Annotated in this window: 20 protein-coding genes and 2 pseudogenes; 16 read left to right on the top strand and 6 right to left on the bottom strand. The window is 51.3% G+C overall.

Annotation, left to right across the window (positions count from 1 at the left end; all coding sequences use genetic code 11):
* Nucleotides 1-1,119: 1,119 nt before the first annotated feature.
* The 6 genes and pseudogenes from AC6EMZ_RS11450 to AC6EMZ_RS11425 all read left to right on the top strand — a co-directional run.
* Nucleotides 1,120-8,106: pseudogene (locus tag AC6EMZ_RS11450) on the top strand (hemagglutinin repeat-containing protein); the annotation flags it as partial.
* Nucleotides 8,107-8,148: 42 nt separating this feature from the next.
* Nucleotides 8,149-8,508 (top strand): polymorphic toxin type 50 domain-containing protein, encoded by a 360-nt coding sequence (locus AC6EMZ_RS11445; RefSeq protein WP_498402823.1) that lies wholly within the window; start codon nucleotides 8,149-8,151, stop codon nucleotides 8,506-8,508.
* Between the two features lie 10 nt (nucleotides 8,509-8,518).
* Complete coding sequence (locus tag AC6EMZ_RS11440; RefSeq protein WP_498402608.1) at nucleotides 8,519-8,827, top strand: MafI2 family immunity protein; 309 nt, start codon at nucleotides 8,519-8,521, stop codon at nucleotides 8,825-8,827.
* A gap of 110 nt (nucleotides 8,828-8,937) precedes the next feature.
* Nucleotides 8,938-11,589 (top strand): annotated as a pseudogene (locus AC6EMZ_RS11435) (hemagglutinin repeat-containing protein); the annotation flags it as partial.
* Nucleotides 11,586-11,951 (top strand): hypothetical protein, encoded by a 366-nt coding sequence (locus AC6EMZ_RS11430; RefSeq protein ID WP_498402607.1) that lies wholly within the window; start codon nucleotides 11,586-11,588, stop codon nucleotides 11,949-11,951. The pseudogene AC6EMZ_RS11435 and the gene AC6EMZ_RS11430, both read left to right, overlap by 4 nt.
* A 925-nt stretch (nucleotides 11,952-12,876) precedes the next feature.
* Complete coding sequence (locus tag AC6EMZ_RS11425; RefSeq protein ID WP_498402606.1) at nucleotides 12,877-13,242, top strand: DUF6911 family protein; 366 nt, start codon at nucleotides 12,877-12,879, stop codon at nucleotides 13,240-13,242.
* Nucleotides 13,243-13,518: 276 nt separating this feature from the next.
* Here AC6EMZ_RS11425 and AC6EMZ_RS11420 read toward each other — a convergent pair whose 3' ends face one another.
* From AC6EMZ_RS11420 to AC6EMZ_RS11405, 4 genes are read right to left on the bottom strand one after another with little or no spacing between them, the layout of a single operon-like run.
* Complete coding sequence (locus AC6EMZ_RS11420; RefSeq protein WP_498402605.1) at nucleotides 13,519-14,304, bottom strand: hypothetical protein; 786 nt, start codon at nucleotides 14,302-14,304, stop codon at nucleotides 13,519-13,521.
* A gap of 11 nt (nucleotides 14,305-14,315) precedes the next feature.
* A complete protein-coding gene (locus AC6EMZ_RS11415; protein WP_498402604.1) occupies nucleotides 14,316-15,338 on the bottom strand; it encodes a phage integrase in 1,023 nt (340 codons plus the stop codon).
* A 3-nt stretch (nucleotides 15,339-15,341) separates the two neighbouring features.
* Complete coding sequence (locus AC6EMZ_RS11410; RefSeq protein ID WP_498402603.1) at nucleotides 15,342-15,899, bottom strand: PH domain-containing protein; 558 nt, start codon at nucleotides 15,897-15,899, stop codon at nucleotides 15,342-15,344.
* Between the two features lie 15 nt (nucleotides 15,900-15,914).
* Entirely contained in the window at nucleotides 15,915-16,496 is a 582-nt protein-coding gene (locus tag AC6EMZ_RS11405; protein ID WP_411500639.1) for a phage repressor protein CI, read from the bottom strand.
* A 135-nt stretch (nucleotides 16,497-16,631) separates the two neighbouring features.
* Here AC6EMZ_RS11405 and AC6EMZ_RS11400 point away from each other — a divergent pair, with 135 nt between their 5' ends.
* The 9 genes from AC6EMZ_RS11400 to AC6EMZ_RS11360 all read left to right on the top strand — a co-directional run bounded on the left by AC6EMZ_RS11400 (nucleotide 16,632) and on the right by AC6EMZ_RS11360 (nucleotide 22,550).
* The gene (locus AC6EMZ_RS11400) at nucleotides 16,632-16,853 is read left to right on the top strand and encodes a regulator (protein ID WP_139883480.1); all 222 of its coding nucleotides are present in this window, start codon (nucleotides 16,632-16,634) and stop codon (nucleotides 16,851-16,853) included.
* Nucleotides 16,854-16,883: 30 nt separating this feature from the next.
* Complete coding sequence (locus AC6EMZ_RS11395; protein ID WP_498402602.1) at nucleotides 16,884-17,393, top strand: phage regulatory CII family protein; 510 nt, start codon at nucleotides 16,884-16,886, stop codon at nucleotides 17,391-17,393.
* A 7-nt stretch (nucleotides 17,394-17,400) separates the two neighbouring features.
* Entirely contained in the window at nucleotides 17,401-17,601 is a 201-nt protein-coding gene (locus AC6EMZ_RS11390) for a phage filamentation protein Fil family protein (RefSeq protein ID WP_498402601.1), read from the top strand.
* Entirely contained in the window at nucleotides 17,565-17,903 is a 339-nt protein-coding gene (locus AC6EMZ_RS11385) for a DUF5347 domain-containing protein (protein ID WP_313848136.1), read from the top strand. Before AC6EMZ_RS11390 ends, AC6EMZ_RS11385 begins: the two co-directional genes overlap by 37 nt.
* Nucleotides 17,904-17,971: 68 nt before the next feature.
* Entirely contained in the window at nucleotides 17,972-18,199 is a 228-nt protein-coding gene (locus AC6EMZ_RS11380; RefSeq protein WP_106995029.1) for a DUF2732 domain-containing protein, read from the top strand.
* Nucleotides 18,199-18,420, top strand: a complete 222-nt coding sequence (locus tag AC6EMZ_RS11375) for a TraR/DksA family transcriptional regulator (protein ID WP_102067837.1) — start codon at nucleotides 18,199-18,201, stop codon at nucleotides 18,418-18,420. Before AC6EMZ_RS11380 ends, AC6EMZ_RS11375 begins: the two co-directional genes overlap by 1 nt.
* A 1-nt stretch (nucleotide 18,421) precedes the next feature.
* Nucleotides 18,422-20,635, top strand: coding sequence for a replication endonuclease (locus AC6EMZ_RS11370; protein WP_498402599.1), 2,214 nt, complete (start codon nucleotides 18,422-18,424; stop codon nucleotides 20,633-20,635).
* A gap of 117 nt (nucleotides 20,636-20,752) precedes the next feature.
* On the top strand, nucleotides 20,753-21,193 hold the full coding sequence (locus tag AC6EMZ_RS11365) for a DinI-like family protein (protein ID WP_498402598.1): 441 nt from the start codon (nucleotides 20,753-20,755) through the stop codon (nucleotides 21,191-21,193).
* Between the two features lie 76 nt (nucleotides 21,194-21,269).
* Nucleotides 21,270-22,550, top strand: a complete 1,281-nt coding sequence (locus AC6EMZ_RS11360) for a hypothetical protein (protein WP_498402596.1) — start codon at nucleotides 21,270-21,272, stop codon at nucleotides 22,548-22,550.
* A gap of 323 nt (nucleotides 22,551-22,873) precedes the next feature.
* Here the strand turns inward: AC6EMZ_RS11360 and AC6EMZ_RS11355 are convergent, their stop codons facing one another.
* The gene (locus AC6EMZ_RS11355) at nucleotides 22,874-23,884 is read right to left on the bottom strand and encodes a phage portal protein (protein ID WP_498402595.1); all 1,011 of its coding nucleotides are present in this window, start codon (nucleotides 23,882-23,884) and stop codon (nucleotides 22,874-22,876) included.
* 1 nt (nucleotide 23,885) lies between these two features.
* Nucleotides 23,886-25,655, bottom strand: coding sequence for a terminase ATPase subunit family protein (locus AC6EMZ_RS11350; protein ID WP_498402594.1), 1,770 nt, complete (start codon nucleotides 25,653-25,655; stop codon nucleotides 23,886-23,888).
* 166 nt (nucleotides 25,656-25,821) lie between these two features.
* Between AC6EMZ_RS11350 and AC6EMZ_RS11345 the strand changes: the two genes are divergently transcribed.
* Nucleotides 25,822-26,676, top strand: coding sequence for a GPO family capsid scaffolding protein (locus tag AC6EMZ_RS11345; protein WP_498402592.1), 855 nt, complete (start codon nucleotides 25,822-25,824; stop codon nucleotides 26,674-26,676).
* The last annotated feature ends 21 nt before the right edge of the window (nucleotides 26,677-26,697 follow it).

Below are 26,697 nucleotides of genomic sequence, written 5' to 3'. Positions count from 1 at the left end.
GTTGCATTAAGCGGTCAGTCTCTTACCCAGGAAAGTAGCGGGAAAACCAACGCCAGCGGTAACGTCACGCTGAATGCGACCGGTAATGCCGCGCTCAACGGCAGCACCGTGGCCGGAAAATCACTTTCATCCACAACGGGTAGCCTCAATACGCGGGGTTCGCTGTCCGCAGGCTCGGATGTCGTCCTCAATACCGGGGTTTTCACCCACGACGGTACCCTTCAGGGCAACACGCTGAGCATCGCGGGGACCGACATCAACAGCACCGGTTCCATGACGAGCGGCAGCACGCTTGTGATTGACGGTCGTAATGTCACCCTGAAAGGTGACACTGGCGCGAAAAGCAACGCCACGATTGTCGCCAGCGGCAAGCTGGATAACAGCGGGAAACTGGTCAGTGACGACATCCTGAACCTGAGTGCCGCGCAACTCAACAACAGCGGTACGCTTTCGGGGGCGAAAGGACTGACCGCAACGGCGGGGACATTCACCACTGGCGCGACGTCGGTCACGCACAGTGACGGGGACCTCACGCTCAATGCCGAAAGCGCATCGCTTGCCGGAGAAACCAGCGCGGGCGGGAAGACCACTGTGAAGGGCCGCGCCCTTCATACCGCGACGACATCCCAGCTTCAGGGCCGGGACGTTACCATTGAAGTACAGACAGCAGAGCTAAACGGCACTCAGAACGCCGTCGGTAATCTTACAATGGCGGCACGCGACGGCCTGACGCACGCGGGTAAAACCTCAGCGGCAACGCTGGTAGCAAACAGCACGACGCTCAGCAACAGTGGTGTACTGACGGCAAACTCACTGCACTTGAATGCGCCGCATATCATCAATAGCGGACTGCTCCAGGGGCAGACAACCTTATCCCTGGTTGCCACCCTGCTGGAAAACCAAAGCAGCGGGATGATCTATTCCCCCTCTGCGCTCTCTTTTGCCCTACAGGATTTGAGAAACGCCGGGATCATCACCAGCGACGCGGGGCTCTCGCTTTCCGGCGCTCAGTTGACCAACAGCGGAGAGTTGAGCGGCAAGTCACTGCTCCTGGACGTCGGCTCACTGAATAATACGTCGGGCGGGCTTCTGCTGGCGCAGGATGCTAACGACATGACGGCGATGTCCCTGACCAACGTGGGAACCGTGGCAGGTAACGCCCTGTCGCTGAAGGCCGATCGGCTTGATAGCCGCGGTTTGCTGCAGGGCGATAACGCTATGACGCTGACGGCGGGCATACTTAATCTTCTGGCGGGTTCACGCAGCCTGACCAACGGCGCACTAACGCTTTCCTCAACCGCCCTCACGACTGCAGGCCAGGTACAGGGAAAAACCCTTAGCCTGACCACAGAGAACTGGCAGCACAGCGGCACCCTGTTGACAACGGGAGCGATGAAAGCGACGGTCAACGACGCGCTTGTCACCACCGGTGACATCATGAGCCAGGGCAATCTGGAGATGAGCACTGCCTCGCTGGATAACCGGGGAAACCTGCTTTCTACCAGCGATGTTAGCGTATCTGGCGTATCAGTCACCAACAGCGGCGTGATGCAGGGCAATACCCTGACCGCTCGCGCCGACACCCTCACGAACAGCGGTACCCTGACGGGTATTGCCGCCCTGACGCTGGCCTCTCGCCTTGAGATGGCTGCTCCATTGTTAACGCTGACCAACAGCGGCAGCGGTGCGTTGCTGACGACCGGTAAGCTAACCCTGTCCTCTGGCGTCATGAATAACGCCGGGCAGTGGCAGGGGCAGCAGATTTTGCTTACCGCCGGTACGCTGAACAACACCGGGGCTATTCAGGCCGAATCGTCACTGAACGCGACGCTGACGGGCAACCTGACCTCAGTGGCAGGGAGTAAAATTACCTCCAACGGCAGCCTGGCGTTATCCGCGTTAAGCATGATTAACGCAGGGCAATGGATTGCCAAAAACCTCACCCTGAAGGCGAATACGCTGACCAGCAGCGCAGAGATAACCGGCGTAGATACGCTTGATCTGACGCTGGCTCAGCGCCTGGAAAACCAGGCCGGGAGCAAATTACTGAGCGCCGGTGCGCTGACGCTGAATGCGAACACTATCGTGAACGCCGGACAAATTCAGGGCAGTGCAACCCGACTGACCGGCAGCACGCTTGATAACAGCGGGCGTGTGCAGGGCGACATCCTGAGCCTGAGTGCCAGTAACTCGCTCAATAACGCGACGGGTGGCGTGCTGGTAAGCCAGAACAGGCTGGAGGTGACTTCGCCGGTGGTGATTAACCGGGGTACTCTTCAGGGCGCTGACACAGCGGTGACTGCCGCGACCATGCTGCAAAACGACGGCAATATCCTTTCTGCGGGCGCGCTCACGCTGAATTCTTCTGAGCTGACTAACGGCGGGCTGATTCAGGCGGTAAAACTGCTCGCTGCGGTAGTGAAGGCCGTTAACACTGGTCGCTTCATTGTGGCTGATAGCGCCGAACTGCGCGGGACCACACTTACCAACAGCGGCACCTTGCAGGGAGCAGACCTGCTTCTGAATTACCAAAATATCGCCAACAGCGGTACGGTGCTGGGCACCTCTTCGCTTGGGGTTAACAGCAATGAGGTGAACAACACGGCCAGCGGCAGGCTCTTCAGTGCGGGCAATCTCTTGCTCGACAGCAGTACGATGCGCGGCGACGGGCAAATTGTCGCCCTAGGGGATGTTACGCTGAAGCTGGTGAGTGCGCTTAACCACGCCAGTACTCTGGCGGCGGGTAAAACGCTGGCGGTCACCTCTCAGGGTGACATTATCAATACCGGCGTGATGCAGGGGAACGGCCTTACGATTAATGCTGGCGGCAAGTTTACCAACGATGGTCAGCTCACCGCAGGGAACGCCAGCAGCACATTCAGCGGGCAAAACATTCTGCTTAACGCTGCCGGAAGTCTTTCGGCGGGCGGCGATGTGGCCTTTACCAGCCTGAGTGACATGACGGTTAACGGTTTCACCGGCACGGCGGGTAGCCTGACGATGACGGCGGCGGGCACCTTGCTCAATACCGCGCTGATCTACGCCGCGAACGACATGCGCCTGTATGCCGATCGTATCCATAACGTCTACGGCGATATCCTGGCGGGTAACAGCCTGTGGATGCAGAAGAACGCGGCGGGCGCAGCGAACAGTGAGGTGGTTAACACGTCGGGGAATATTGAGACGCTGCAAGGCGATATCACTATCAAGACCGCGCATCTGTTGAATGAGCGGGACGGAAGCCATTCAAATACGCAGGTTATTGCTCTCGATAATCCGACCTGGGTGGGGAACGACTCTATTTACCTCAGCCTTGAAGATATGGATAAGGACAGTTTTGCTGTAGTCAAAACCCGAACGCAGGTCCATGTCGGTAGCTGTATGAGCATCTCGATGTATCCTGGCGCCTGCACCATGGACGAGCCTTTCTTCACCACCTCCTGGCGTTTTACGGATGCGGGGAAAACTAAGCGTTTTGCGATTAAAAAAACGGAGGTTGATGTCACTAGCTCCGGAAACGTGGCACGTATCGCGTCAGGCAAAAATTTAGTCATCGCAGCAATGATGCTGGACAATAACGGCAGCACCATTCTGGCTAACCGCGATATCCTCCTGCAGGGTGAACAACTCAATAACCAGAGCTATCAGGCCAGTTCCGAAACAGAATATCTCGTCTATTCGGCATCAACCATCACCTCGGGTGGCGCAACGTATGTACTCTCCGGGCGTGAAATTGAGTCGGACTCCACGGGCGCGGTCGTGCGTGCCGTTATCCAGGCTGGTGGCAATATCACCGCTAACTTCACCCGTGATATCAGCAATACCCTGACTACCGCCAACACGGACGGCTTCAGCAATACGCTTTCCGCGCCAACCCTGAACACACTCAGTAATCAGACCATTGCCAGCGGTGAGCAGGCGCAATCGCTTATCGGCCTGGATTCGCTCGATATCACCACGCCGCAGTGGCGGGATGCTGTGACGGATGCCCTGAAAGATCTCAGCGGCGGCACCTCGCTCGATAACACCACTGGCAAAGGCAGTGATACCAGCGCATATCCGCTGCCTTCCGGCAACAACGGTTATTTTGTGCCCTCCTCCGATCCTGATAGCCCTTATCTCATCACCGTTAATCCAAAACTCGACGGCCTGGGCCAGCTTGATGCTGCGGCATACGATGACCTGTATGCCCTGCTGGGGATGGAGCCGGGCGATGCCCCGCGTGAAACCAACAGCGCATATACCGATCAGAATACGTTCCTCGGCTCGTCCTATTTCCTTGATCGGCTAGGGCTGAACCCGGACCGCGATTACCGTTTCCTCGGTGATGCGGCGTTTGATACCCGCTATGTCAGCAATGCCATTCTCAACCAGACCGGCAGCCGCTACATCAACGGGATTGGATCGGACCTGGATCAGATGCGCTATCTGATGGACAGCGCCGCCGCACAGCAGCAGACGCTGGGCCTGCAGTTTGGTGTGGCCCTGACGGCAGCCCAGATTGCGGCCCTGGACAGTAGCCTGCTGTGGTGGGAAACGTCTTCCATCAATGGCCAGACGGTAATGGTGCCTAAAGTGTATCTGTCACCGAAGGATGTCACCGTTCAGAACGGCAGCGTTATCAGCGGCAACAATGTGCAGCTGGCGGGTGGCAATATCACCAACAGCGGCAGCACCCTTGCGGCATCGAATCAGCTTTCCCTCGACGCCAGCAACAGTATCAGCAACCTGAGCGCGGGACTCATCAACGCTGGAGGTAACCTGAATCTGAGCGCCATTGGCGATATCAATAACATTGGCTCCGCCATCAGCGGTAAGACCGTTGGGCTGGAGAGCGTAACGGGGAGTATCAACAACATCACCCGCGCGCAGCAGTGGAATATTGATGCGGGTAATGTACATATTGCCGGTACCGATGTGGGCGATACCGCGTCCATCACAGCGACTGACGGGCTGGCGATGCGCGCCGGGCAGGATATCAACATCACCGGTGCCAGCGTGTCGGCAGGTAACGGTCTTGGCATGGTGGCGGGGAATGATATCAACATTGCCTCCAATGAGATTGCAACGAGCGAAAGTCGTTCGGGGCGCGGCGTAACGGCAACCGGAACGTCGTCCACCACGAATCAGGGCAGCAGCATTACTGCGGGCGGGGATGCTGTGATGCAGGCGGGTAATAACCTTACCGTGTCAGCGAGCGCCATCGACGCAGGTAAAACGGCCCAACTGGTGGCAGGCAATGACCTGAACCTGAACGCGGCGGGCAACGGACAGACCAGCCGCACGGGCGGCAGCGAAAGCCATCAGAGCAGCGTAGACAGAACCACGATTTCAGCGGGTGATAACGTGACGCTGGTTGCCGGGCGGGATGTCACCAGCCAGGCGGCAGGCATTGCGGCAGAAGGGAGTGTTGGCATCCAGGCAGGGCGGGACATCAATCTGCTGGCAGAGGCGACCACGACAGGGAGCAGCAGTCACAGCAGTAAGAAAACCGTCATCGACGAATCCGTACGTCAGCAGGGCACAGAGATTGCCAGCGGCGGCAACACCACGATGATTGCCGGGCGCGACGTCAATACCGAGGCAGCACAGGTTACCGCCAGCGGCGACATCGGCGTGGCCGCAGGACGGGATGTGAATCTGATTACCGCCACGGAAAGTGACTACCACTACAAAGAGCAGACGAAAACCAAGAAAGGGTTCCTCAGCAGCAAGAAGACCCACACGATAGAAGAAGACAGCGCCACACGCGAAGCGGGCACGCTGCTTTCAGGGGATAACGTCTCCGTGCAGGCGGGCAATAACCTGCTGGTGAAAGGCTCCTCGGTGGCGGGTGACAATACCGTGGCGCTCGGCGCAGGTAACGACGTCGATATTGTGGCGGCCACCAACACCGACTCCTCATGGCGCTTTAAGGAAGAGAAAAAGAGCGGCCTGATGGGCAGCGGGGGGATCGGGTTTACCATCGGCAGCAGTCAATCCACTCACGACCTGCGTGAAGCGGGTACCACCCAGAGCCAGAGTTTCAGCACCATAGGTTCAACGGGCGGTAACGTAACGATTTCGGCCGGAAACCAGGCGCACATTGGCGGGGCAGACCTGATAGCCGGAAAGGATTTAAGCCTGAGCGGCAGCAGCGTCATCATTGATCCTGGTCACGATAAGCGCACCCGTGACGAAACCTTTGAGCAGAAGAAGAGCGGCCTGACGGTGGCGTTGTCCGGGACTGTAGGCAGCGCGATCAACAATACCGTTACGACAGCTCAGAGCACTCATGAAGAAAGTGACAGCCGCCTGAAGGCATTGCAGGCGACCAAAACGGTTCTGTCCGGCGTGCAGGCCGGGCAGGCGGCTGACATGGCCTCGACGAAGGGCGACCCGAACGCGATAGGGGTGGCTTTATCGCTCACGACCCAGAAATCCAAATCAGAGCAGCACGCGCAGAGTGATACGGTGTCGGGCAGCACGCTGAACGCGGGCAACAACCTGTCCATTACGGCTAACGGCAAAAATACCGGGCCGAACAGCGGCGATATCGTGATTGCAGGAAGCCAGCTGAAAGCGGGCGGCGACACGCTGCTGGATGCGAAAAATGATGTGCTTCTCACCGGGGCCGCCAATACGCAGCAGACCAGCGGCAAGAACAGCAGCAGCGGCGGCGGTGTGGGCGTCAGTATTGGCGCAGGTAACGGTGCGGGCATCAGCGTGTTTGCCAACGTTAATGCAGCGAAGGGTAAGGACAAAGGTAACGGCACCGACTGGACGGAAACCACGATAGACAGCGGGCAGACTGTCACTGTCCGCAGCGGAAATGACACCGTACTAAATGGCGCACAGGTCAATGGTAATAAGATTGTGGCAGATGTCGGCCACGACCTGCTGATGAGCAGCCAGCAGGACAGCAACAAATACGACAGTAAGCAGACCAGCGTGGCGGCGGGCGGCAGCTTCACCTTTGGCTCAATGAGCGGCTCGGGCTATATCGCTGCCTCCCGGGACAAGATGAAGAGCCGCTTCGACTCGGTCGGCGAACAAACCGGGCTGTACGCAGGTAAAGGCGGGTTTGATATCACCGTCGGCAATCATACCCAACTGGATGGTGCTGTTATCGCCTCCACCGCCACGGCGGACAAAAACAGCCTGGATACCGGCACGCTGGGCTTCAGTGATATCCACAACGAAGCGGATTTCAAAACCGGGCACTCGGGTATCAGCCTCAGCGGCGGCGATAGCTTCGGGGATAATTTCCAGGGCAATATGCCGGGCGGGATGATTTCGGTGGCGGGCAACAGCGGGCATGCCGAAGGGACAACCCAGGCGGCTGTCGCGAATGGCGCTATTACCCTCCGCGACAAGGATAACCAGAAGCAGGATGTGGCGAACCTGAGCCGCGACACGGAAAACGCCAACGACAACATCAGCCCGATTTTTGACAAGGAGAAAGAGCAGAACCGTCTTGCGGCAGTGGGATTAATTAGTGATATTGGCGCTCAGGCGGCGGATATTGCGCGGACGCAGGGCGAGCTGAATGCGCTGAAAGCGGCGCAGGATAAATATGGTGCCCTACCGGAGAATGCGACAGAGAATGAACGTCAGGCGTATCTGGCGAACCTGCGTGAAACCCCGGAATACAAAAAAGAGCAGGCCAGATACGGCACAGGCAGTGATGTCCAGCGTGGTATTCAGGCGGCGACGGCGGCACTTCAGGGCCTGGCGGGTGGGAATATCGCCGGAGCACTTGCCGGGGCTTCGGCACCGGAGCTGGCGCATCTGCTGAAATCGACAGAGGATAATCCGGCAGTCAATACGATTGCCCATGCGATTCTGGGTGGCGCTATAGCCGCTATTCAGGGTAACAGTGCAGCGGCAGGGGCTGCGGGAGCCGCATCCGGCGAACTGATTGCGAAAGCTATAGCGGAGATTTATTATCCAGGGGTAAAAGCGTCTGATCTTACGGAAGACCAGAAGCAGACCATCAGTTCCCTGGCGAGTATTTCGGCAGGAGTGGCGGGCGGGCTTGCAGGTGGGAATACTGCGGGCGCGGCTACCGGAGCGGCGGCAGGGAAGAATGCGGTTGAGAATAATGCGCTGAGTGATAAGGACAAGTTACCGGTCAATATTTTTGATATCAATCCACTGAAACCAAATGTGCTGGATGCTGACGGAGATCCGCTGAAAGGCGGTGGTGGATCTGGTAAATTTACAATTAATAAAGGGCAGCAGAATAAACATATTGAGGGTACTAATGAGTATAAAACTGCGGCCGCTTCATCAGGCAGTCAACGCAGCATCTTAACGGTTGATCCCCAATCTTTGCTGCCTCAATTAGGAACAGGACAGCAGGTCGGGAAGGTTGAAGTTGGTTTAGCTGGTTCTAAAGAACGGATTGATTTTGGTAAGGCTATTGGAAACTTTGTTGATAAAGATACTGGTTTGTCTGTGCCTACGACAAAGGGAATTGTTCATTATGGTAAGGATGGCGCTCATATAGTGCCTGCGCGCCCATGATCGGGAAGTTATGATGAAAAATAATTACGAATATATAAAAAGATTAAAGTTATCAATGCAATCAGCCCTTCTCGGTGCTGTTACTGAAAATATGAGAAACATAACTGTAGATATCTGTGGAAATAAAATCTTGCTGTGTTTTTTTATTGATGGAGAAGTTCAGGATGATGATAAAGAAAACATCTCTATAATTGAAACAGAGGTCATAGCGGATTTTGAGGATGATTTTGATATAGAGACCATCATAAAAAGGATTGACTGTCCAGAGCCAATAATCCTTAGTCATGGTTATAGTGTTTTTCAAAGAAAAGAAAACTAATTATAAACGAGTCTGCAATAATAAGGGTGTTAAATAAAAAGAAGATCCCGGCCCCTGCGCCGGGATCTTCTTTTTACCCGTCAGCCCTTAAGCACCCGGACACAGCGGACGGCGCTGGCTCCCGCACCCGTGACGAAACCTTTGAGCAGAAGAAGAGCGGCCTGACGGTGGCGTTGTCCGGGACTGTAGGCAGCGCGATCAACAATACCGTTACGACAGCTCAGGACACTCATGAAGAAAGTGACAGCCGCCTGAAGGCATTGCAGGCGACCAAAACGGTTCTGTCCGGCGTGCAGGCCGGGCAGGCGGCTGACATGGCCTCGACGACGGGCGACCCGAACGCGATAGGGGTGGCTTTGTCGCTCACGACCCAGAAATCCAAATCAGAGCAGCACGCGCAGAGTGATACGGTGTCGGGCAGCACGCTGAACGCGGGCAACAACCTGTCCATTACGGCTAACGGCAAAAATACCGGGCCGAACAGCGGCGATATCGTGATTGCAGGAAGCCAGCTGAAAGCGGGCGGCGACACGCTACTGGATGCGAAAAATGATGTGCTTCTCACCGGGGCCGCCAATACGCAGCAGACCAGCGGCAAGAACAGCAGCAGTGGCGGCGGTGTGGGCGTCAGTATTGGCGCAGGCAACGGTGCGGGCATCAGCGTGTTTGCCAACGTCAATGCAGCGAAGGGTAAGGACAAAGGTAACGGCACCGACTGGACGGAAACCACGATAGACAGCGGGCAGACTGTCACTGTCCGCAGCGGAAATGACACCGTACTGAATGGCGCACAGGTCAATGGTAATAAGATTGTGGCAGATGTCGGCCACGACCTGCTGATGAGCAGCCAGCAGGACAGCAACAAATACGACAGTAAGCAGACCAGCGTGGCGGCGGGTGGCAGCTTCACCTTTGGCTCAATGAGCGGCTCGGGCTATATCGCTGCCTCCCGGGACAAGATGAAGAGCCGCTTCGACTCGGTCGGCGAACAAACCGGGCTGTACGCAGGTAAAGGCGGGTTTGATATCACCGTCGGCAACCATACCCAACTGGATGGTGCTGTTATCGCCTCCACCGCCACGGCGGATAAAAACACCCTGGATACCGGGACGCTGGGCTTCAGTGATATCCACAACGAAGCGGATTTCAAAACCGGGCACTCGGGTATCAGCCTCAGCGGCGGCGGCAGCTTCGGGGATAATTTCCAGGGCAACATGCCGGGCGGGATGATTTCGGTGGCGGGCAGCAGCGGGCATGCCGAAGGGACAACCCAGGCGGCTGTCGCGAATGGCGCTATTACCCTCCGCGACAAGGATAACCAGAAGCAGGATGTGGCGAACCTGAGCCGCGACACGGAAAACGCCAACGACAGCATCAGTCCGATTTTTGACAAGGAGAAAGAGCAGAACCGTCTTGCGGCAGTGGGATTAATTAGTGATATTGGCGGTCAGGCGGCGGATATTGCGCGGACGCAGGGCGAGCTGAATGCGCTGAAAGCGGCGCAGGATAAATATGGCGCTCTACCGGAGAATGCGACAGAGAATGAACGTCAGGCGTATCTGGCGAACCTGCGTGAAACCCCGGAATACAAAAAAGAGCAGGCCAGATACGGCACAGGCAGTGATGTCCAGCGCGGTATTCAGGCGGCGACGGCGGCACTTCAGGGCCTGGCGGGTGGGAATATCGCCGGAGCACTTGCCGGGGCTTCTGCACCGGAGCTGGCGCATCTGCTGAAATCGACAGAGGATAATCCGGCAGTCAATACGATTGCCCATGCGATTCTGGGTGGCGCTATAGCCGCTATTCAGGGTAACAGTGCAGCGGCAGGGGCTGCGGGAGCCGCATCCGGCGAACTGATTGCGAAAGCTATAGCGGAGATTTATTATCCAGAGGTAAAAGCGTCTGATCTTACGGAAGACCAGAAGCAGACCATCAGTTCCCTGGCGAGTATTTCGGCAGGAGTGGCGGGCGGGCTTGTAGGTGGGAATACTGCGGGCGCGGCTACCGGAGCGGCGGCAGGGAAGAATGCGGTTGAGAATAACTCGCTGAGTGGTGACCAGGCTCGCGAAGCGGCGAAACAGGTTGCTGAATCCCTGAAAAATCAGGTCAGGGAGAAGCTGGGCGAAGGTACAACCTCTTCCATTGCAAACGGCATTATCAATGCCCTTGCGGAGTCTGGTGACTCGGCAATAGGCGGTGCGGATTACGCAGCGGATGCGGCGATGGCGCTGGCAGCGTGTGCGGCAGGTGACAGCTACTGTAGTAAGGCAATGAGCGACCTGGCCGGGAAGAATCAGTCTGTGGCGGATACCGTTACTGCACTGATGCAGAGCGAAACCTGGTCAGCGGTTGCGGATACGGTTAAAGAGGCGGCAGGCGGAAATCAGGCGGCGCTGGAAGCAACAGGGGGGTTGCTGGCCGGGATTATCCTGCCGGGTAAGAAAGTTCCACATACGCCTAATGCCGGTGCGGTTGGGAATATGGGGGTATTTTTTAAACAGTCTGGTTTTGGTAGCCAAATGAAAGAAAGTGCTCAGAAAACAAGCCAGCTCTTTCAGGAGCAAAGCGTCTATCAAGCGAAGGGGCCTGTTGGAGATTTTATTGCAAAAGGAGATAAGTATTATCTCGATGGGTTACACAAAGATCATATTGAGGTTTTTGATAGCAAAGGAAAAGTTAAAGCTGTCCTGAATATTGATGGGTCTTTTAATGATGCAAAAACTAAGGCCGCCAGAACTGAAGGGCGGAGGTTACCAAAATGATTGATATTAGTATGCTAGATAAATTCAAAGATGCTTATCTGGAGTTGTTAAAACAGAAAGCAGGAAAAGTGCTTGATACAGATGATCTTTATTTGGCAGAAGATTATTCAATAGTTGAGAGTATTCAAAGAGATATAAAAAACCTTAACTTGACAATCGAATTGTTTTTTAATGCGAAAAAAAATAACGATGAGTTGGCAATGCAGGCAGCTTTACTGCGTATATCAACCTTTTTATCAGGACTATATAGCGTTTTTGATCAGACAAAGGAGGATATAGATCGATTTATCTTGCTTCCAGATACGGTAGATTTTCCTGATGATTATAAGATCCCAGAACATTACCATTATCCTTTTAAATAATTCTAAGATCCCGGCCCCAGGGCCGAGATCTTAACTGGTTCTTGCGTTCGAATCTTATCAGTTGCTCTTTAACAATATTGCTGGATAGTGCAACGAACTGAAAAGGCGCGTCGGGGCAAAAGTTGCTGGTCTGGAAGTACAGCAGGGGAAAATGGATGTAACTAACGGAAAATACAGCTAAAAACCGGGTTCATCGCAGCAAGCTGCGTCGGAAAGAGTTGTTATTGAGAATAAATTCCTGAGCGTGTCTGAAAAGACAGATCTTGAATTAGCGAAGCTGAAACCCAACACACAATAGACAGCGGGCAGACTGTCACTGTCCGCAGCGGAAATGACACCGTGTTTTTGCTTGGGAGTATGAAGACTACCAGCCCTAAAACGATAAATCCGAATTCTAATTGTTGGGATTGCTCTTTTAAATATCTGGGGGAAAGTGGAGAACGGGAGCAAAACCGCTTATCGGGGTGTTGCATCCGGTTCAGCGAATGCAACGGGAAAAACTGGTTGTAACCTGCTGAGAAAACAGAGGGAATATGGCTCGGGCGGCTGACTTTGCAACGGATAAAGTTGTTGTTGAGATTAATGCGCTGGGTGATAAAGACAAAAAGCTTTCTGCTGAGCTGCGATAACATGCTGGTCTACGACCTGAAAATTAATATATAGATGCTATTTATCAATCAAGGATTTTAATAAAAACCACAAGCATACAACGACCAGTAATATCAGGTGTTCAAAGCTCTGTTTACCCTCTAAATATATTAAGAGAGCTCGTTATCAACTATATGACCTCTAGATTAATTCCTAAATAATGCTAATTGCAAACCATGTCACGTAAATTTTTATCCATATCTATTATCTTTACGATATCTCATTTTTAAGTATTATTTATGTATCATATTAAGCGGTTGATAACAGGGGTGACGAAATGGAATTTCAACTTTCTCAGTTTTGCCAAGGAAAAGGTTACAGTAAGAATAACTCACCTTTCTGGTCAGATATCTCTGATGCTCTTACTGGGCTTAGGAGAAGTACTGGAAGCATTAATATCGAGATTGTTCAAACTAAAACTATCCTTAATATACAATCTGACGACGGTTTGTTTTTAGTTTTACTGATTGAGCGGAATCATGAAGGACAGACAATCATAAACATAAAGCACCCGCTTTCGATAAAAGAAGGGGAGTGTTTATCTCCAACGCCATTGTGCTGCTCACGCCAAATGATAAGCGATTTTAACTTTGTCTCTGAAATTGCCAGAAAATTTTTTGTGACTGGAAAGATTTTTCGATAAACAACATCTGAAAGTCGGCTTCACTCATGCCAACAACTTCTGCTGAACGACCAAGATCTGGACATGAAAAATCAAGGCTTAGGGTAACAAAAAAGCCACTCTTTCGAGTGGCTTAATCTTATGATTTTAAAGCTAAAATTTGGTGGCCCCTGCTGGACTTGAACCAGCGACCAAGCGATTATGAGAACTATGATAACCAACCAAAAATTAAGCATTTACATATTTATCAATGCATTGCCTTGGTAATAATAGGCAGTATATGTCAATAAACCTGACTTACTGCGACACTTTTGCGACATTTTTGGGTTCATGATAAACATACTCTGCATTATTGAAGGATGTAACGGGGGAATCAGGTGTAAACTTATTCTTGATATTTTGTAGAAAGGAAGCATCACAAAAAATGCCATAGAAATAGTACTCCATGTATAGGCACACACTAATTATAATTAAATCTCCAACTTCTTCAGTTTTGTATTGAAATACCTTGTGCTTACTGTGCATATTTAAGTTTTTTTCTGTTAAATCTTTAAATTCTTGTATGCCAAATGCAAAATCCAATACATCAAAATCTTCATCAAAACCCACAAGGCTCATAGGTATAATGAACAGTTGTTTACTCCATGTATCGCCATATGTTTTATGATAAATCCCCTTCAAAATGCACTCTTGATAAAATTTGTGATCTCCATACACTATATTAACTTCAGAGTTTTCAAAGTTCGGATTGATTAAGGTGAGTTCTTTATTTTTCTTTCTAACAATTCTGGTGTCTTTAGCAAAGTTATTAAATGTCTTCACGTCCCTCAATGTTCCACGGATAACTTTATTCACCAATTTTTTTAAATCTTTATCTTGATGTATCTTCTTGCTTACCCCTACTAAAAACAGGCGCATTCTGTTATCTAAATCTGATTTTTTATTATTATGTTTATTGCATGATGGTACGCTTAAAAGGTTGTAAGTGTATTTCTCTGAGTCAGGGAACAGACCTCGAGGAGGAATATGTTCGCTTGTCGTTGCGGGTTCATTGCAATAATAACATGTTGGCTGAGTAGTCATTACTTATACCTTTAAATTGCTTTATTTAGAGGGTTGAATTTTAGTGCGTCTTGTAAATGGCTAGGTGAGAAATGTGCATATCGCATTGTCATCTTTATATCAGAATGTCCGAGTATTTTTTGTAACACAAGTATGTTTCCACCATTCATCATAAAGTGACTTGCGAAAGTATGTCGTAAAACGTGAGTTAATTGTCCTGCTGGAAGTTCAATTCCTGCACGCTCAAGAGCATTTCTAAATGCGTAATAACATGGAGTAAAAAGGCTTCCATTTTTCCTTGGTAATTCCTCGAGCAATTCGTTCGATATAGGAATTGTACGATTACGTTTCCCCTTAGTTTTTATAAAAGTTATCTTTCCTGCCGCAATCTGTGAACGCTTTAATTTTTCTCCTTCACTCCATCTTGCGCCGGTAGCTAAACAAATTCTCACTATAATTTCGAGATCTTTAGCGTTGCTGTTTCGGCATTCATGTAAAAGAGTTTTGATCTGTTCACCCGTTAGGTAAGACATTTCACTTTCATCGATTCTGAACTGTCTTACGTTTTCTAAAGGATTCGGCGCTTTCCATTCACCCAATCTTTTCAGCTCATTGAATACAGCGAGAAAATAAGCATGTTCAAGATTCATTGTTCGAGGGGAAACTTTGGATACTCGTTTCGTCCTGGCAAATTCACCTTCAAGTCTTTTGGCCCGATACGCAGTGAATAGTTGAGCATTAAACTCTGTAGCCAATGGCGATCCCATACATTCCGCAGCCCACAACATAGAACTTTTGCGTTTCTCACCATCATTCAAAGTGATGCCATGACGATCAAACCAGAGATGCACTAAATCAGACAAGCGGCGGCTGTCTTTGCCTTCTCCAAGCCAAGGGGAATCATCAATTTTCTGCAGTGTATAATTTTCGAAAGCAAGCGCTTCGCCTTTGGTGGAGAACTTTTTGCGGATGCGCTTGCCATCTTTGCCATTGGTACGGTCTACAGTATAAAAATCTGCAATCCATTGGCCATCAGCTAGTTTTCTTACAGGCATAACTTAACCGTTTAGAATTCGTTGTTTTTGCTGTTGGAACTCTTCATCACTTAGAATTCCTTTCTCTTTGAGTGCAGCTAAACGCTCCATTTGAGAGATAAAATCATCTGCCTGTGGTTTAGCTTGCTCAACTTGTTGCGGAGCTTCGTTCTGAGCGTTTCGGGTCGAATTGATCAGGTTTGTGAAAGGAATAACCGATGTCTTCATGACATTTTTGATGGTGTACGTCTGACCGCTTGTGGAGATCATAATCTCACCAAGAATCAGCCCAGTTTTCCCACCAACACTTACAATGTTTTTAAGGTTGACATCGACCTGTTTCACGCCAAAAACCATGCCCTTATCCAGGAAGATGACTCGCTGGTTTGTGAGCGTTATTAGCCAGGTGTTTCCGTCCATCGCCCCACTTGCAACTGCCAGCGGTTGCTCACCTGAATTGAGGATATTGGGTAAGTGGAAAAATTCTTTTTTTGTGCCAAACGTTGAATCAGATACGACCTTTGCAAGGCGTGTGAATTCTTGTTTTAGCTGATCTTTTGATGCTGTTTTATAGTCAATCATTAAGAAGTCCCTATCTTATTTTACAGTTAGCACAACCCTGCCAATAATTTTGATGTCATCGATGGCGCAATCAAATGCCATACCTACACCGCTAATACGTACCTTACCAACTGGGATGCGGGTGAGGGTGCGAATACTCGTTTTTCCTTCCACTTCGACCAACCAGTCATCGTCATAAACTTCGGAGAAAGACTGGTCAACGATGTACTGCATGAAACCATCAATGATGCACATTGGTTTCTGTGGCAGTGGCTTACCCGGTAAGAATGCCACTTTGTCCAGCATTAGCACGCCAGCTTCATAGAGTTGACCATCAACGATCTTTCGGCGTGGGACCTTGAGGATATCTAATTCATCGTCGTCAAACTTAGGGCCTCGACCAGTCGCAAGCCACTCTAAATTTGCACCTGTTTCAGCAGCACATCTCACGACGATATCAGCAGGAAAAATTCCACGCTTATAGCGCGAGGAGAGAGAGCTTGCTGCCATGTCCAGATGTTCCGCGAGCTGTAACTTCTGCGTAAAGCCGTAAGCCTCAATCACTCTATCCAGGATAGGAGTGCTATCTACATCAAGGTCAATTTTGAATTTGCTCATAAAGAATCGACACTTTCAAAATCGAGAATGTGATATTGACACTTCTCGAAATTCGAATTAGTCTGGCTCCGTAGTTTGAATGTTGCCTTATATAACCCTGTATTGCCGTACAGGTTAACTGACGGAGTTTGCACTATGCGCCCCAACATTACAATCATCATACCAGAGCCATACTTGCCATTAGATGAGTATTGCCGCCGTACTGGCACCAACAAAGAAACCGCTAGAAACCTGATTGAATACGGAAAATTGCCAATTAAACCGAAAGGAAAGCAGAAGAAAGGGTTGGTTGAAATCAACATGGCCGCGCTTACCATCCAGGCATTAAGCGAATGTGATATTTCGCTTAATGCGTAAATCATCCTATAGATTAGCTAAAGGCAAAGCATGTTTGATTTTCAAGTTTCCAAACATCCCCACTACGACGAAGCGTGCCGGGCTTTCGCGCAGCGTCACAACATGGCGAAGCTGTCAGAGCGTGCGGGGATGAATGTTCAAACGTTACGTAACAAGCTCAACCCGGAGCAGCCTCACCAGTTCACACCACCAGAGTTATGGCTAGTGACTGACCTTACCGAAGACTCAACACTCGTCGATGGTTTTCTGGCTCAGATCCATTGTCTGCCATGCGTGCCGGTTAACGAACTGGCGAAAGACAAATTGCAGTCCTACGTCATGCGCGCCATGAGTGAACTCGGCGAACTGGCAAGCGGCGCAGTTTCAACTGAACGCCTGACCTCAGCTCGTAAGAGCACCATGATTGAAAGTGTTAATGCCGGTATTCGTATGCTCTCGCTTTCGGCCCTCGCTTTACAGGCTCGCCTTCAGGCTAATCCCGCAATGGCAAGTGCGGTTGATACCGTTAGTGGTATTGGCGCGTCCTTCGGTCTTATGTGAGGTGGCTATGTTGAAAAACGAACCCTCATTCGCCTCTCTTCTCATTAAGCAAAGCCCGGCCATGCACTGCGGTCACGGCTGGATCATAGGGAAAGATGGCAAGCGCTGGCACCCGAGCCGCTCGCAGGCCGATTTACTGGCTGGTTTATCTTCCCGCTATGAGGAGAATTCATGGCTATCGAAGCTGTGCCACAAGCTGCGCCGTTAATGGCCGGTGAGCGCCTGGCCGGTCTCAACTACGTTGCAGAGCTGCGAGCGAAATACTGGGGTGATAGCGGTAAAGAGCTTGAGCGCTTCGTTGCTGATATGCGTGATAAGCGCGATCCGCTGTTTGAAGAAAATAGCCGTGCTTTGTCTGCCATTTTCTATCTGGCGAAAATCCCAAATGCTCGCCATGAACTCAAATTAAGTGAGCTGACTACTGAGGAGAAAAAAGCGCTTATTACCGCGATGAATCATTTTCGCGCAGTAGTGAGCTTATTTCCCAAACGGCTAACCATGCCGAATTAATCCAGACAGAAAAATTAATGGCGTAAACCCGCCGGGCATTTTATTGCCCGAAATCAGGAGAGTTACTTATGCGTAATACCCAATCCCGTAGTTTTAAAACTGACAGCGATGCGCTGGCCGTATTGCTGACTGATGCCAGAAAAGAAGAACGCAAAGACCGCGCCCTCGCTGTTTCGATTCGCCTTGAGGCACTGGCGATCTACATCACCAAAGAGGGCATGAACGGCACCGAAGCCGCTGAATTGCTGCGCCGCGAAGCCTGCCGCTTTGAGAACGAATCACAGGAGTTGCACTAATGGCCGACGCAATGGATTTAGCACAACAGCGCGAGCAGGAAGACCGTGAGCGCCACATCAGCAATGCTCGCAGCCGTAACGCTGCACCGTCTCGCTTGCTGTGCGAAGAATGTGACGCCCCCATCCCGGAGGCACGCCGTATAGCGATTTTAGGTGTGACCTTTTGTGTTACCTGCCAGCAAATCTCAGAGCTTAAATTAAAGCACTATCGGGGGGTATGAATTGGCTATTCAGTTTGCTTACCCGTGGAATACTCCGGGGTCTGCATTAGCCAGCCCATATCTCACCTATGAGCAACAGCACCGCCGCGACAGAATGTTCGCGGCTTTGCTGCATGCGCGAAAGGCGCTTGCCCATCAGCCTGAGTGCGTGCGATTTGAGGTTAACCGCACGGCTACCGTACTGGAGCAAACGCAGGGCAGTGAACGAGCCAATGCCTTTTTAATCAGCTTTTGCAAAAAGGCATTGCCGCGTCTCGAACTGGTTGCCAAAAAATATGAATGTACCGGCATCAAAAGCGACGTTTCCGCCGCTGTTTTCGGTGGTCATTTTGATACTCAGCTTTTGCAATATCTGGCGTCTCGCATGGTGAATATGATTGCCAGATTTAACCGCCTCCCGGATATGTCGCGCGCCGATATTGATCTGCTGGCCGGCGACATTGCGAATTTCATCCGCTCGGAGCTGGCTAATATTGACGACACCGGGTCTGGTGAGCTCAAAACGCTTTATACCTGGTACATGCACGCAGGTTTTATCTCTCAACAATTCAATGTTACCCCTCCTCACTGGGAGCGAGTGACAAAGAAATTTTTCGACAAAAATGACATTGCCCCCGCCGTGATCCGCATGTTTACCGAAACATGGTGGCGTGGCCGTTTGCGTCGTGTTGCGTCTGCGTGGCGCGAACATCTGCAAATTGCTGTCGGTAATGTCAGTAAGAAAAAACACGTCTATGCGAGCAAAAACTGCGTAACAGACTGGCGCGAACAAAAGCGACGGACGCGTGAGTTTCTAAAAGGTCTTGAGCTCGAGGATGAAGAAGGCAACCGGATTAGCCTGATTGAGAAATATGACGGTTCGGTCGCCAACCCTGCGATCCGTCGTTGCGAGCTCATGACGCGCATTCGGGGTTTCGAAAACATCTGCAATGAGCTCGGTTATGTCGGCGAATTTTACACACTCACTGCGCCATCCAAATATCACGCCACAACTAAAGCGGGATACCGTAACAGCAAATGGAAAGGAGCCAGCCCGTCAGATACACAGGGTTATCTCACCAGTCTTTGGGCGCGCATCAGGGCGAAACTGCATCGGGAAGACATCCGCATTTTCGGCATCCGTGTCGCCGAACCGCATCATGACGCGACCCCTCACTGGCACATGCTTATGTTTATGTTGCCGGAGGATGTCGAACGTGTTCGCCGCGTCATCCGGGATTACGCATGGCAGGAAGATAGTCATGAGCTGAAAAGCGACAAAGCCAAAAAAGCACGCTTTCACGCCGAAGCGATTGACCCTGAGAAAGGCAGTGCGACCGGCTATGTCGCTAAATACATCTCTAAGAATATTGACGGTTACGCCCTTGATGGCGAAACCGATGACGAAAGCGGTGAATTACTCAAAGAGACTGCACCCGCTGTTTCTGCATGGGCGGCGCGCTGGCATATCCGTCAGTTTCAGTTTATCGGCGGTGCGCCGGTGACGGTTTACCGCGAGCTACGTCGCCTCGCTGATACAGAGACCGCACACGGTCTGAGCGTTGAATTTGCTGCTGTGCATGATGCCGCTGACGCTGGCGATTGGGCCGGTTACGTTAACGCTCAGGGCGGCCCATTTGTTCGCCGTGACGATCTGCAGGTGCGCACGCTGTACGAATCGCGTGATGAGTTTAACCAGTATGGAGAGGAAACGGTTTGCATCCGTGGTGTTTACGATTCTGAGGTCGGTGCTGGCACTCCAATTTTTACCCGTCTGACGCAGTGGAAGATTGTTCCAAAGCGTGCTGTTGAATTGGCCGTTGACGTTAAGGGCGCAACCGCGCCCTCTCGGAGTTCTGTCAATAACTGTACGGGGAGCGAAAGTGATCTGCCTGAGATGGATTTATCCAAACCTCTGAGCAGGCGTGAAAGGCGGCTATTAACCAATCGTCTGAGAGAGCAAAAGCTCACAGTGAGGCGGAGTTATACTCATGGAACTGTAGAGCAGCAGGCCACAATTGACAGAACCATTGACGAAGTACATGTTAACACCGGCATCACGATCAGCCGGGGCGAAGCTCTGCACCTTATGGCTGGCGGAAAAAGTTGTTTTAACGGGAAATGGTGCAGAGGTTCGTCCATTGGAGACGTATTTGCAGCATCACCATCGTTCCAATCTCAAGCGAAAAAAATAATGAAACGTGTCTCTGAGCTTAAGAGTTTGTCTAAATTGTAATCGTTTAATTCACATCTATATCATGTACATACACAGCGTTTGATTCTTTTTTTACTTCCATAGTTTTATCAACGCGTGCTACTGTATGTTTATACAGTGTCTCGTGACGGAGGATGTGTGAATAGAGAACTGAACGAACTAGTTATGCTTGAGCGAGTAGAAATGATTGCCCGACTAACGGCAGATGGCGTTTGCCAGGAAAGGGATCGTGAAATTGCATTGAATTTGATTGCTGAAATTGCGCGGGGAAACCTCCTTAAAAACAGCTCATTTTCCGTTGTTTTTGCCAAACAGCCCCTTAAACAACGATTAAAAAAAGAGGGTGAGGTACGAATAAATATTACTCTGGATGAGGAGCAGCGGGCTGCGCATAAGGTCATGGATGCCTTTCAGGATGAACTTACTCGTAGAGTAAAGACTGTTTTTCCTATATGCCGAGTCGTTGTGAAAAAGGGGGCAATGACGAGGGTTGAGCTAATGGGCTTTGAAAAAGACTCAGATCGCGAGTTGCTCGACAACATTCTGCAAGAAGTGTGGGAAGATGATAGCTGGCACTAATTAATTATTTGTAATGTTAACCTCATTTTTAGTAAAGTGAGGTTAGTTCATTTATGAATATATATGAGGGGTTTACATGGGGATGTTTGTTAAGGGATTTGAAAAGAATGTTATTATTGATTTAAAAGATGACTTGCTAGCATTGGCGCAGGACACTTCAAATCTATCATTATTACTCTCTCTCCAGTTTAAATTGATAAAGAAAACAATAAGGCAAGAGTGCTTAATTAAGCGTTTAAAGAAAAGGTCGTCGCAGCTTAGAGCTGAGAAAAGGAAAGGTGGCAGAGATAAAAGTCAATCTAAAGAGATTAAAGAGAAAATCAAGTTAATAGAAATGTATCTGGATAATGTGAGATTCAATATATACATATTGAAGATGTTTGGCGATGGCATCGCGTTTTTGTATATTGATAAATTTGATGTGAAGCACCTTTATTATAATGTTGTAGATTACAATCCGAAAGAGCTGGCTGGTCGATTGGGAGGTAAGGAGGGTCTTAAGGAAGAGTGGGCATTGGTAAAAGATGCTTGTAAAAATGATGTTCCAGCTCTACTTAATGATCTTACAATGAGCGTAAGACATGGAGATGTTTGTCTTCTCGGTAGTTCTCCTCCAGCAATTATCGAGGTGAAATCAAGTGCCAATAAAAATAATCGAGTGGAAAGGCAAAGGAAAAACATTGAACAATTGTCGAGTTTTTTTCATGAGGATAAGGCAGAGAATTTTCGTAATTTGCCCTTAGTCCATCGAATGGAAGTTTGCATACCAGAAGTTACTTATGTGGATGAAATGAACTTAGTGTTAGAAAGATGCAATGAGCAAGGCAGTTCTTCCCATATGGTGGAGAATGGTTGTTTTATCATTGCAATACGGCAAGGAAAAATAGAGGATGAGTTAAATAAGCTGAGTTTAAAAAGCAAGGAGATATTGCCTATCTTCCTTAATGAACAAAAAAACAATATGGATTGGTCGCCTTTAACTCCATTCACACTTTCGATAAAAGACTCTGTGGATCTTTATGACTTTATAATTGGTGATTTGACGGTGCTCTGCATTATTGATTTCTTATGTTATAAGGAAATTGCTATGAATGAGGGCTTTGAACTTGTTTTAAATTTATCAGGGGATTATGCATTAATATTTAAAGAGTTTGGTAGTGAAGTGATTTGGGGTGTGTCTCGTCAAGTATTGCTTAGAGTTCCTCTTGAGATGGTTTCATTAGCATGGATCGTAAAGGAAAACATACAAAGATATCGAGAGCTGGTGAAAGATGAGGGTAATATGATTTCTGAAAGTAGCCCTGTACACGTACCATCCATGGCGTTTGACGAGTATCGGCACCTATTTTTAAAATGATGTATGAAAGGCTGTGCATTGACTGGCGCATTAATTTGCATTTTTCAAGCAAGCTCGATGAAATCTCTTCGCATTTAGTCTGGCGTGGCTTGAGGCCGCTGATGCAACTGCATTAAAACCGACCCATCAAGCGGGCAGGCGTGGCGGGGAAAGCATTGCGCGCCAATGGTGGTGACAGCATTTAATTTTAAGCTTCTGTGGGCGTCGTGGCGGCGCTGTCGCTTCGCTGGCCTGCGCTAATGCTATGGCGATGGTTGCGTGGCGTGTGGGGCGTCTGAGGCGGTCGGTGATGATGCCGCCCGGAGGCGGCATTTTGACGGGGTTTATTCTGAATCGAGGTTGTAATCTTTAAAGCGGATCACCTCCATTCCGAGCCAGTCGTTAATCTCTTTAAATCGCTCCTGCAGCGGCGTCAACTCGTTACGCACGAACACCCGCGCCACCTTCTCAACGTCGCCTAATGAGCCGATATTCTCGGGCTTGCCGCCCATCAACTGGAAAGGCACGCGGTGCGCGTCGAGAAGGTCGGCGGCGCTCACCTTTTTGATATTGAAAAAGTCATCTTTTGTGGCGACTTCACTCAGTGGCACGATCTTAATGCCGTCCGGTTTCCCGTTGGGCGCGTAGAAAAACAGATTTTTGAAATTCCCGAGCCCCTTCGAGTTACGCATCGCATCACGCAGCGACTCCACGTCGGTGCTACTTTGCGCCGCGTCGGTGACGTACATTATGTACCCCGCGTGCGCGCCGTTCTGGTAATACTTGCGACGAAACAGCGTGGCGGATTCATTCAGCCAGGCGGAATTGAGTGCGCTCAGGTATTCCGGCATCCCGTAAAGCTCCTGATTAATATCAGGCTCAAGCAGATGGAACACCGAGCCGGGCGCGAATTCGTGCGGGTGCGTGAAGCTCGACACGTACCAGTAAACGCCATCCTCGACGCCACGGCGGGTGTATTTGGCCGGGGAGGTTTCCAGCTTCATGAGCTGGCCGGTGACGCTCATGCGCTTTTCAAGATAGCCGTTGGCAAAGACCAGATAATCGAGCACAAGGCGGCTGAAATCCTGTCGTGACAACAGCGGATGCGGGATGTAGGTGCTCGCCAGAATGTTACGCTTCACGTAAATTGGTGAGCTGTGGTGTACGGCGGCGCGCAGGCTTTTTGCCAGCCCCGAGAAGTTGACCGGCGGCTCGTACCATTTCCCGTTATGAATGCACTCGACATAGTCGAGGATGTCGCGGCGATCCATGACGGCGGAGGGCTCGCCAAAAGTGAATGCCTCCATTTTTTGCGGTGCGCTGGCGGTTTTTTCGGTTGGTTTATGCTTTGCCATCTTAGTAAATTTCCAGAATAGAATTGGAGTGCATCCCGCTCCCGGCGGAAAGCGGTTCGTTTAACAGGGCGTGCATGGTCGCCCACGCGATATCCGCGTGGCTGGCTTCCTCACTGCGACTCGCTTCATAGGTCGAGCTGCGACCGCTGCTGGTCATGGTTTTACGGATTGCCATAAACGACTGCGTGATATCAGTCGCACCGGCGTCATATTCCAGACACCCGCGTCGGATGGTGTCTTTGGCTTTCAGCACCATCGCGGTCTTCATTTCTGGCGTGTAGCGAATGGCGCGCGCCGCCGGGAAGAACGAGCGCACGAGCTGGTAAACACCCTGGCCGATGCCGGTCGCATCGATGCCGATATAGTCGACGGTATATTTTTCAGTGAGTGACCGGATGGCCTCGGCCTGCGCCGCAAAATCCATCCCTTTCCACTGGTGACGCTCAAGGATGCGGAACTTGCCACCGGCAACCAGTGGCGGAGCCAGCACCGCACAGCCTGCGCTGTCGCCAGTGTGTGACGGGTCATAGCCAATCCAGACCGGACGCCAGTTAAACGGACGGTCGGCAAATTGTTCGAAGTCCTCCCACTCCTCCATCGCATCGACCATGCAGCGCTGCAGCTCCTCGAACGGGAACACCGACGCCTTGTCGTCGACAAACTCGCACATGAACAGGTTGCGGAAATCGTCGGCGCTGTTTTCCTGTTTCAGCTGATCCAGATTGAACAGGGTGCAGCCACCGGCGAGCGCGTCCTCGATGGTGACAATCTGCCGCCACTGTCCATCCGGGGACAGCACGCCATCGGCGAGCGCCTGGTGGCTGATATCGATGTCGACCCGTTCGTCGCGGTTGCTGCGTCCCCGGTTAAACAGTTCGCCTGACCAGAACGGATATGCGCCGTGCGCCAGCGTGGATGGGGTTGAGAAATAGGTGGTGCGCAGGTGCGACTGTGACGCCATCCCTGACGCCACTTTGCGCAGCCGCTGGAAATTGGGTATCCAGAAAATTTCATCGACATACAGGTCGCCGTTGTGACTCTGTGCGGTGTTGGAGTTGGTGCCGAGGAAAATCAGCTCTGCGCCGTTGTTACCGATGACAATCGGGTCGCCTGACAGGTCGACGTCAACCAGCCGCGCAAAGGCGATGATGTATTTCCGGAACACATACGCCTGCGTCTTACTGGCCGACAGAAATATCTGGTTCTGCCCGGTCTTCAGCGCGCGCAGCAGTGACTCACGCGCGAAGTAAAACGTCGCGCCAATCTGACGCGATTTAAGGATGTGGCGGATACGGTGCTCAAGCCCGGCCTTATGCCAGTTGAGCTGATACTCAAACGACTGGTCGAGGAAAATCTCCTCCAGCTTCTCGATAGCCTCCTCGCTGAAATAGTTACGTTTCGGTTTTTTGCGATCCCCTTTGTTGCGGCTCGCAATATTGGGGTTTAAATCCACTTCATTTCCGGTCTGGCCGTAGCGGTTGATACGTGCGAACCGTTCCATCTGGCGTGACAGGAAATCAGCGACCTTAAAGTCATGGGGTGTCAGGTCTGGCTTGGCGTAAAGCTGAATCAGTCGCGCCTCAAGTGTCGTTTCCACGCGGTTAAGCGGCGCAGTTTCTTCCCAACCGTCGCGCTGTTTCCAGCTCTGCACCGTCGGGCGCTTCACCTGCAGCGTGTCGGCGATTTGTGGCACAGAAAAGCCCTGCCAGAACAGCAGGCGCGCCTGTCGTCGCGGGTCGTGCAAAAGGGAGAGGTCAGTCGAAATGGTCATGGTTGCCTCGTGTCGGTGAATACGGGGCAAGGCTAAGGAAATCGGCGCAGGGTTTCGCTAAGCCCCTGTTGTGTCAGAGGTTGCACTTCTGCAAGCGGTGGCTGATGCGGGTCGGAGTCGGGAAACTAACCCCGAACCGAAAACCCAACATCAGGACACCTGAACAATGGCAAAGAAAGTTTCTAAATGGTTTCGCATCGGCGTCGAGGGCGACACCTGCGATGGCCGCGTCATCAGCGGGGATGACATTCAGGACATGGCAGACACCTTCGACCCGCGTGTCTATGGTTGTCGCATCAACCTCGAACACCTGCGCGGCATTCTGCCCGACAGCGTGCTTAAGCGTTATGGCGACGTGACCGAAGTGAAAGCGGAAATCATCAGCGATGACTCTGCGCTCAACGGTAAAAAGGCACTGTTTGGCAAAATCGCACCGCTCGACGAGCTGGTAGGCATGGTGCGCGCCGGTCAGAAGGTTTACACCTCGATGGAGATCCGCCCGAACTTTGCCAACAGCGGCAAATGTTACCTCGTGGGTCTGGCGGTGACCGATGACCCGGCAAGTCTCGGCACTGAATACCTCGAATTCTGCAGCCGGGCGACGCAGAACCCACTCGCCGGTAAAAAGGCTCATCCCGATGACCTGTTTTCCGTTGCCACGCTGGCGGAGCTGGAATTTGAGGACGTCCCCGACACCGTACTCAACAGCCTGACCGACAAGGTTAAAGCCATTTTCAGCCGCAAGCAGGCGAGCGATGACGCGCGTCTGGCGGATGTGCATGAAGCTGTCACCACCGTCACTGAGCAGGTGCAGACCAGCCTGACCGCCACCGAAAAGCGCCTGGCTGATATGGAAACCGCGTTCGCGCAGCTCCAGCAGGATGTGACCCGCCAGACCGAAGAAAACGCGCAGGCGTTTACCTCCCTGAAAAGCTCCCTCGATAACACCGAAAGCCAGCACCAGCCGCGCCGCGAACTCTCGAAGGGCGGGACGGGCGACGAGCTGCTGACTAACTGCTGATAACGCGCCGGGCGCGCTGCC

It is taken from the genome of Enterobacter sp. SCRI0065 (assembly GCF_059766475.1).
Note: the sequence above shows the minus strand (reverse complement) of the source record. Positions and strands in the feature narration are given on the sequence as shown.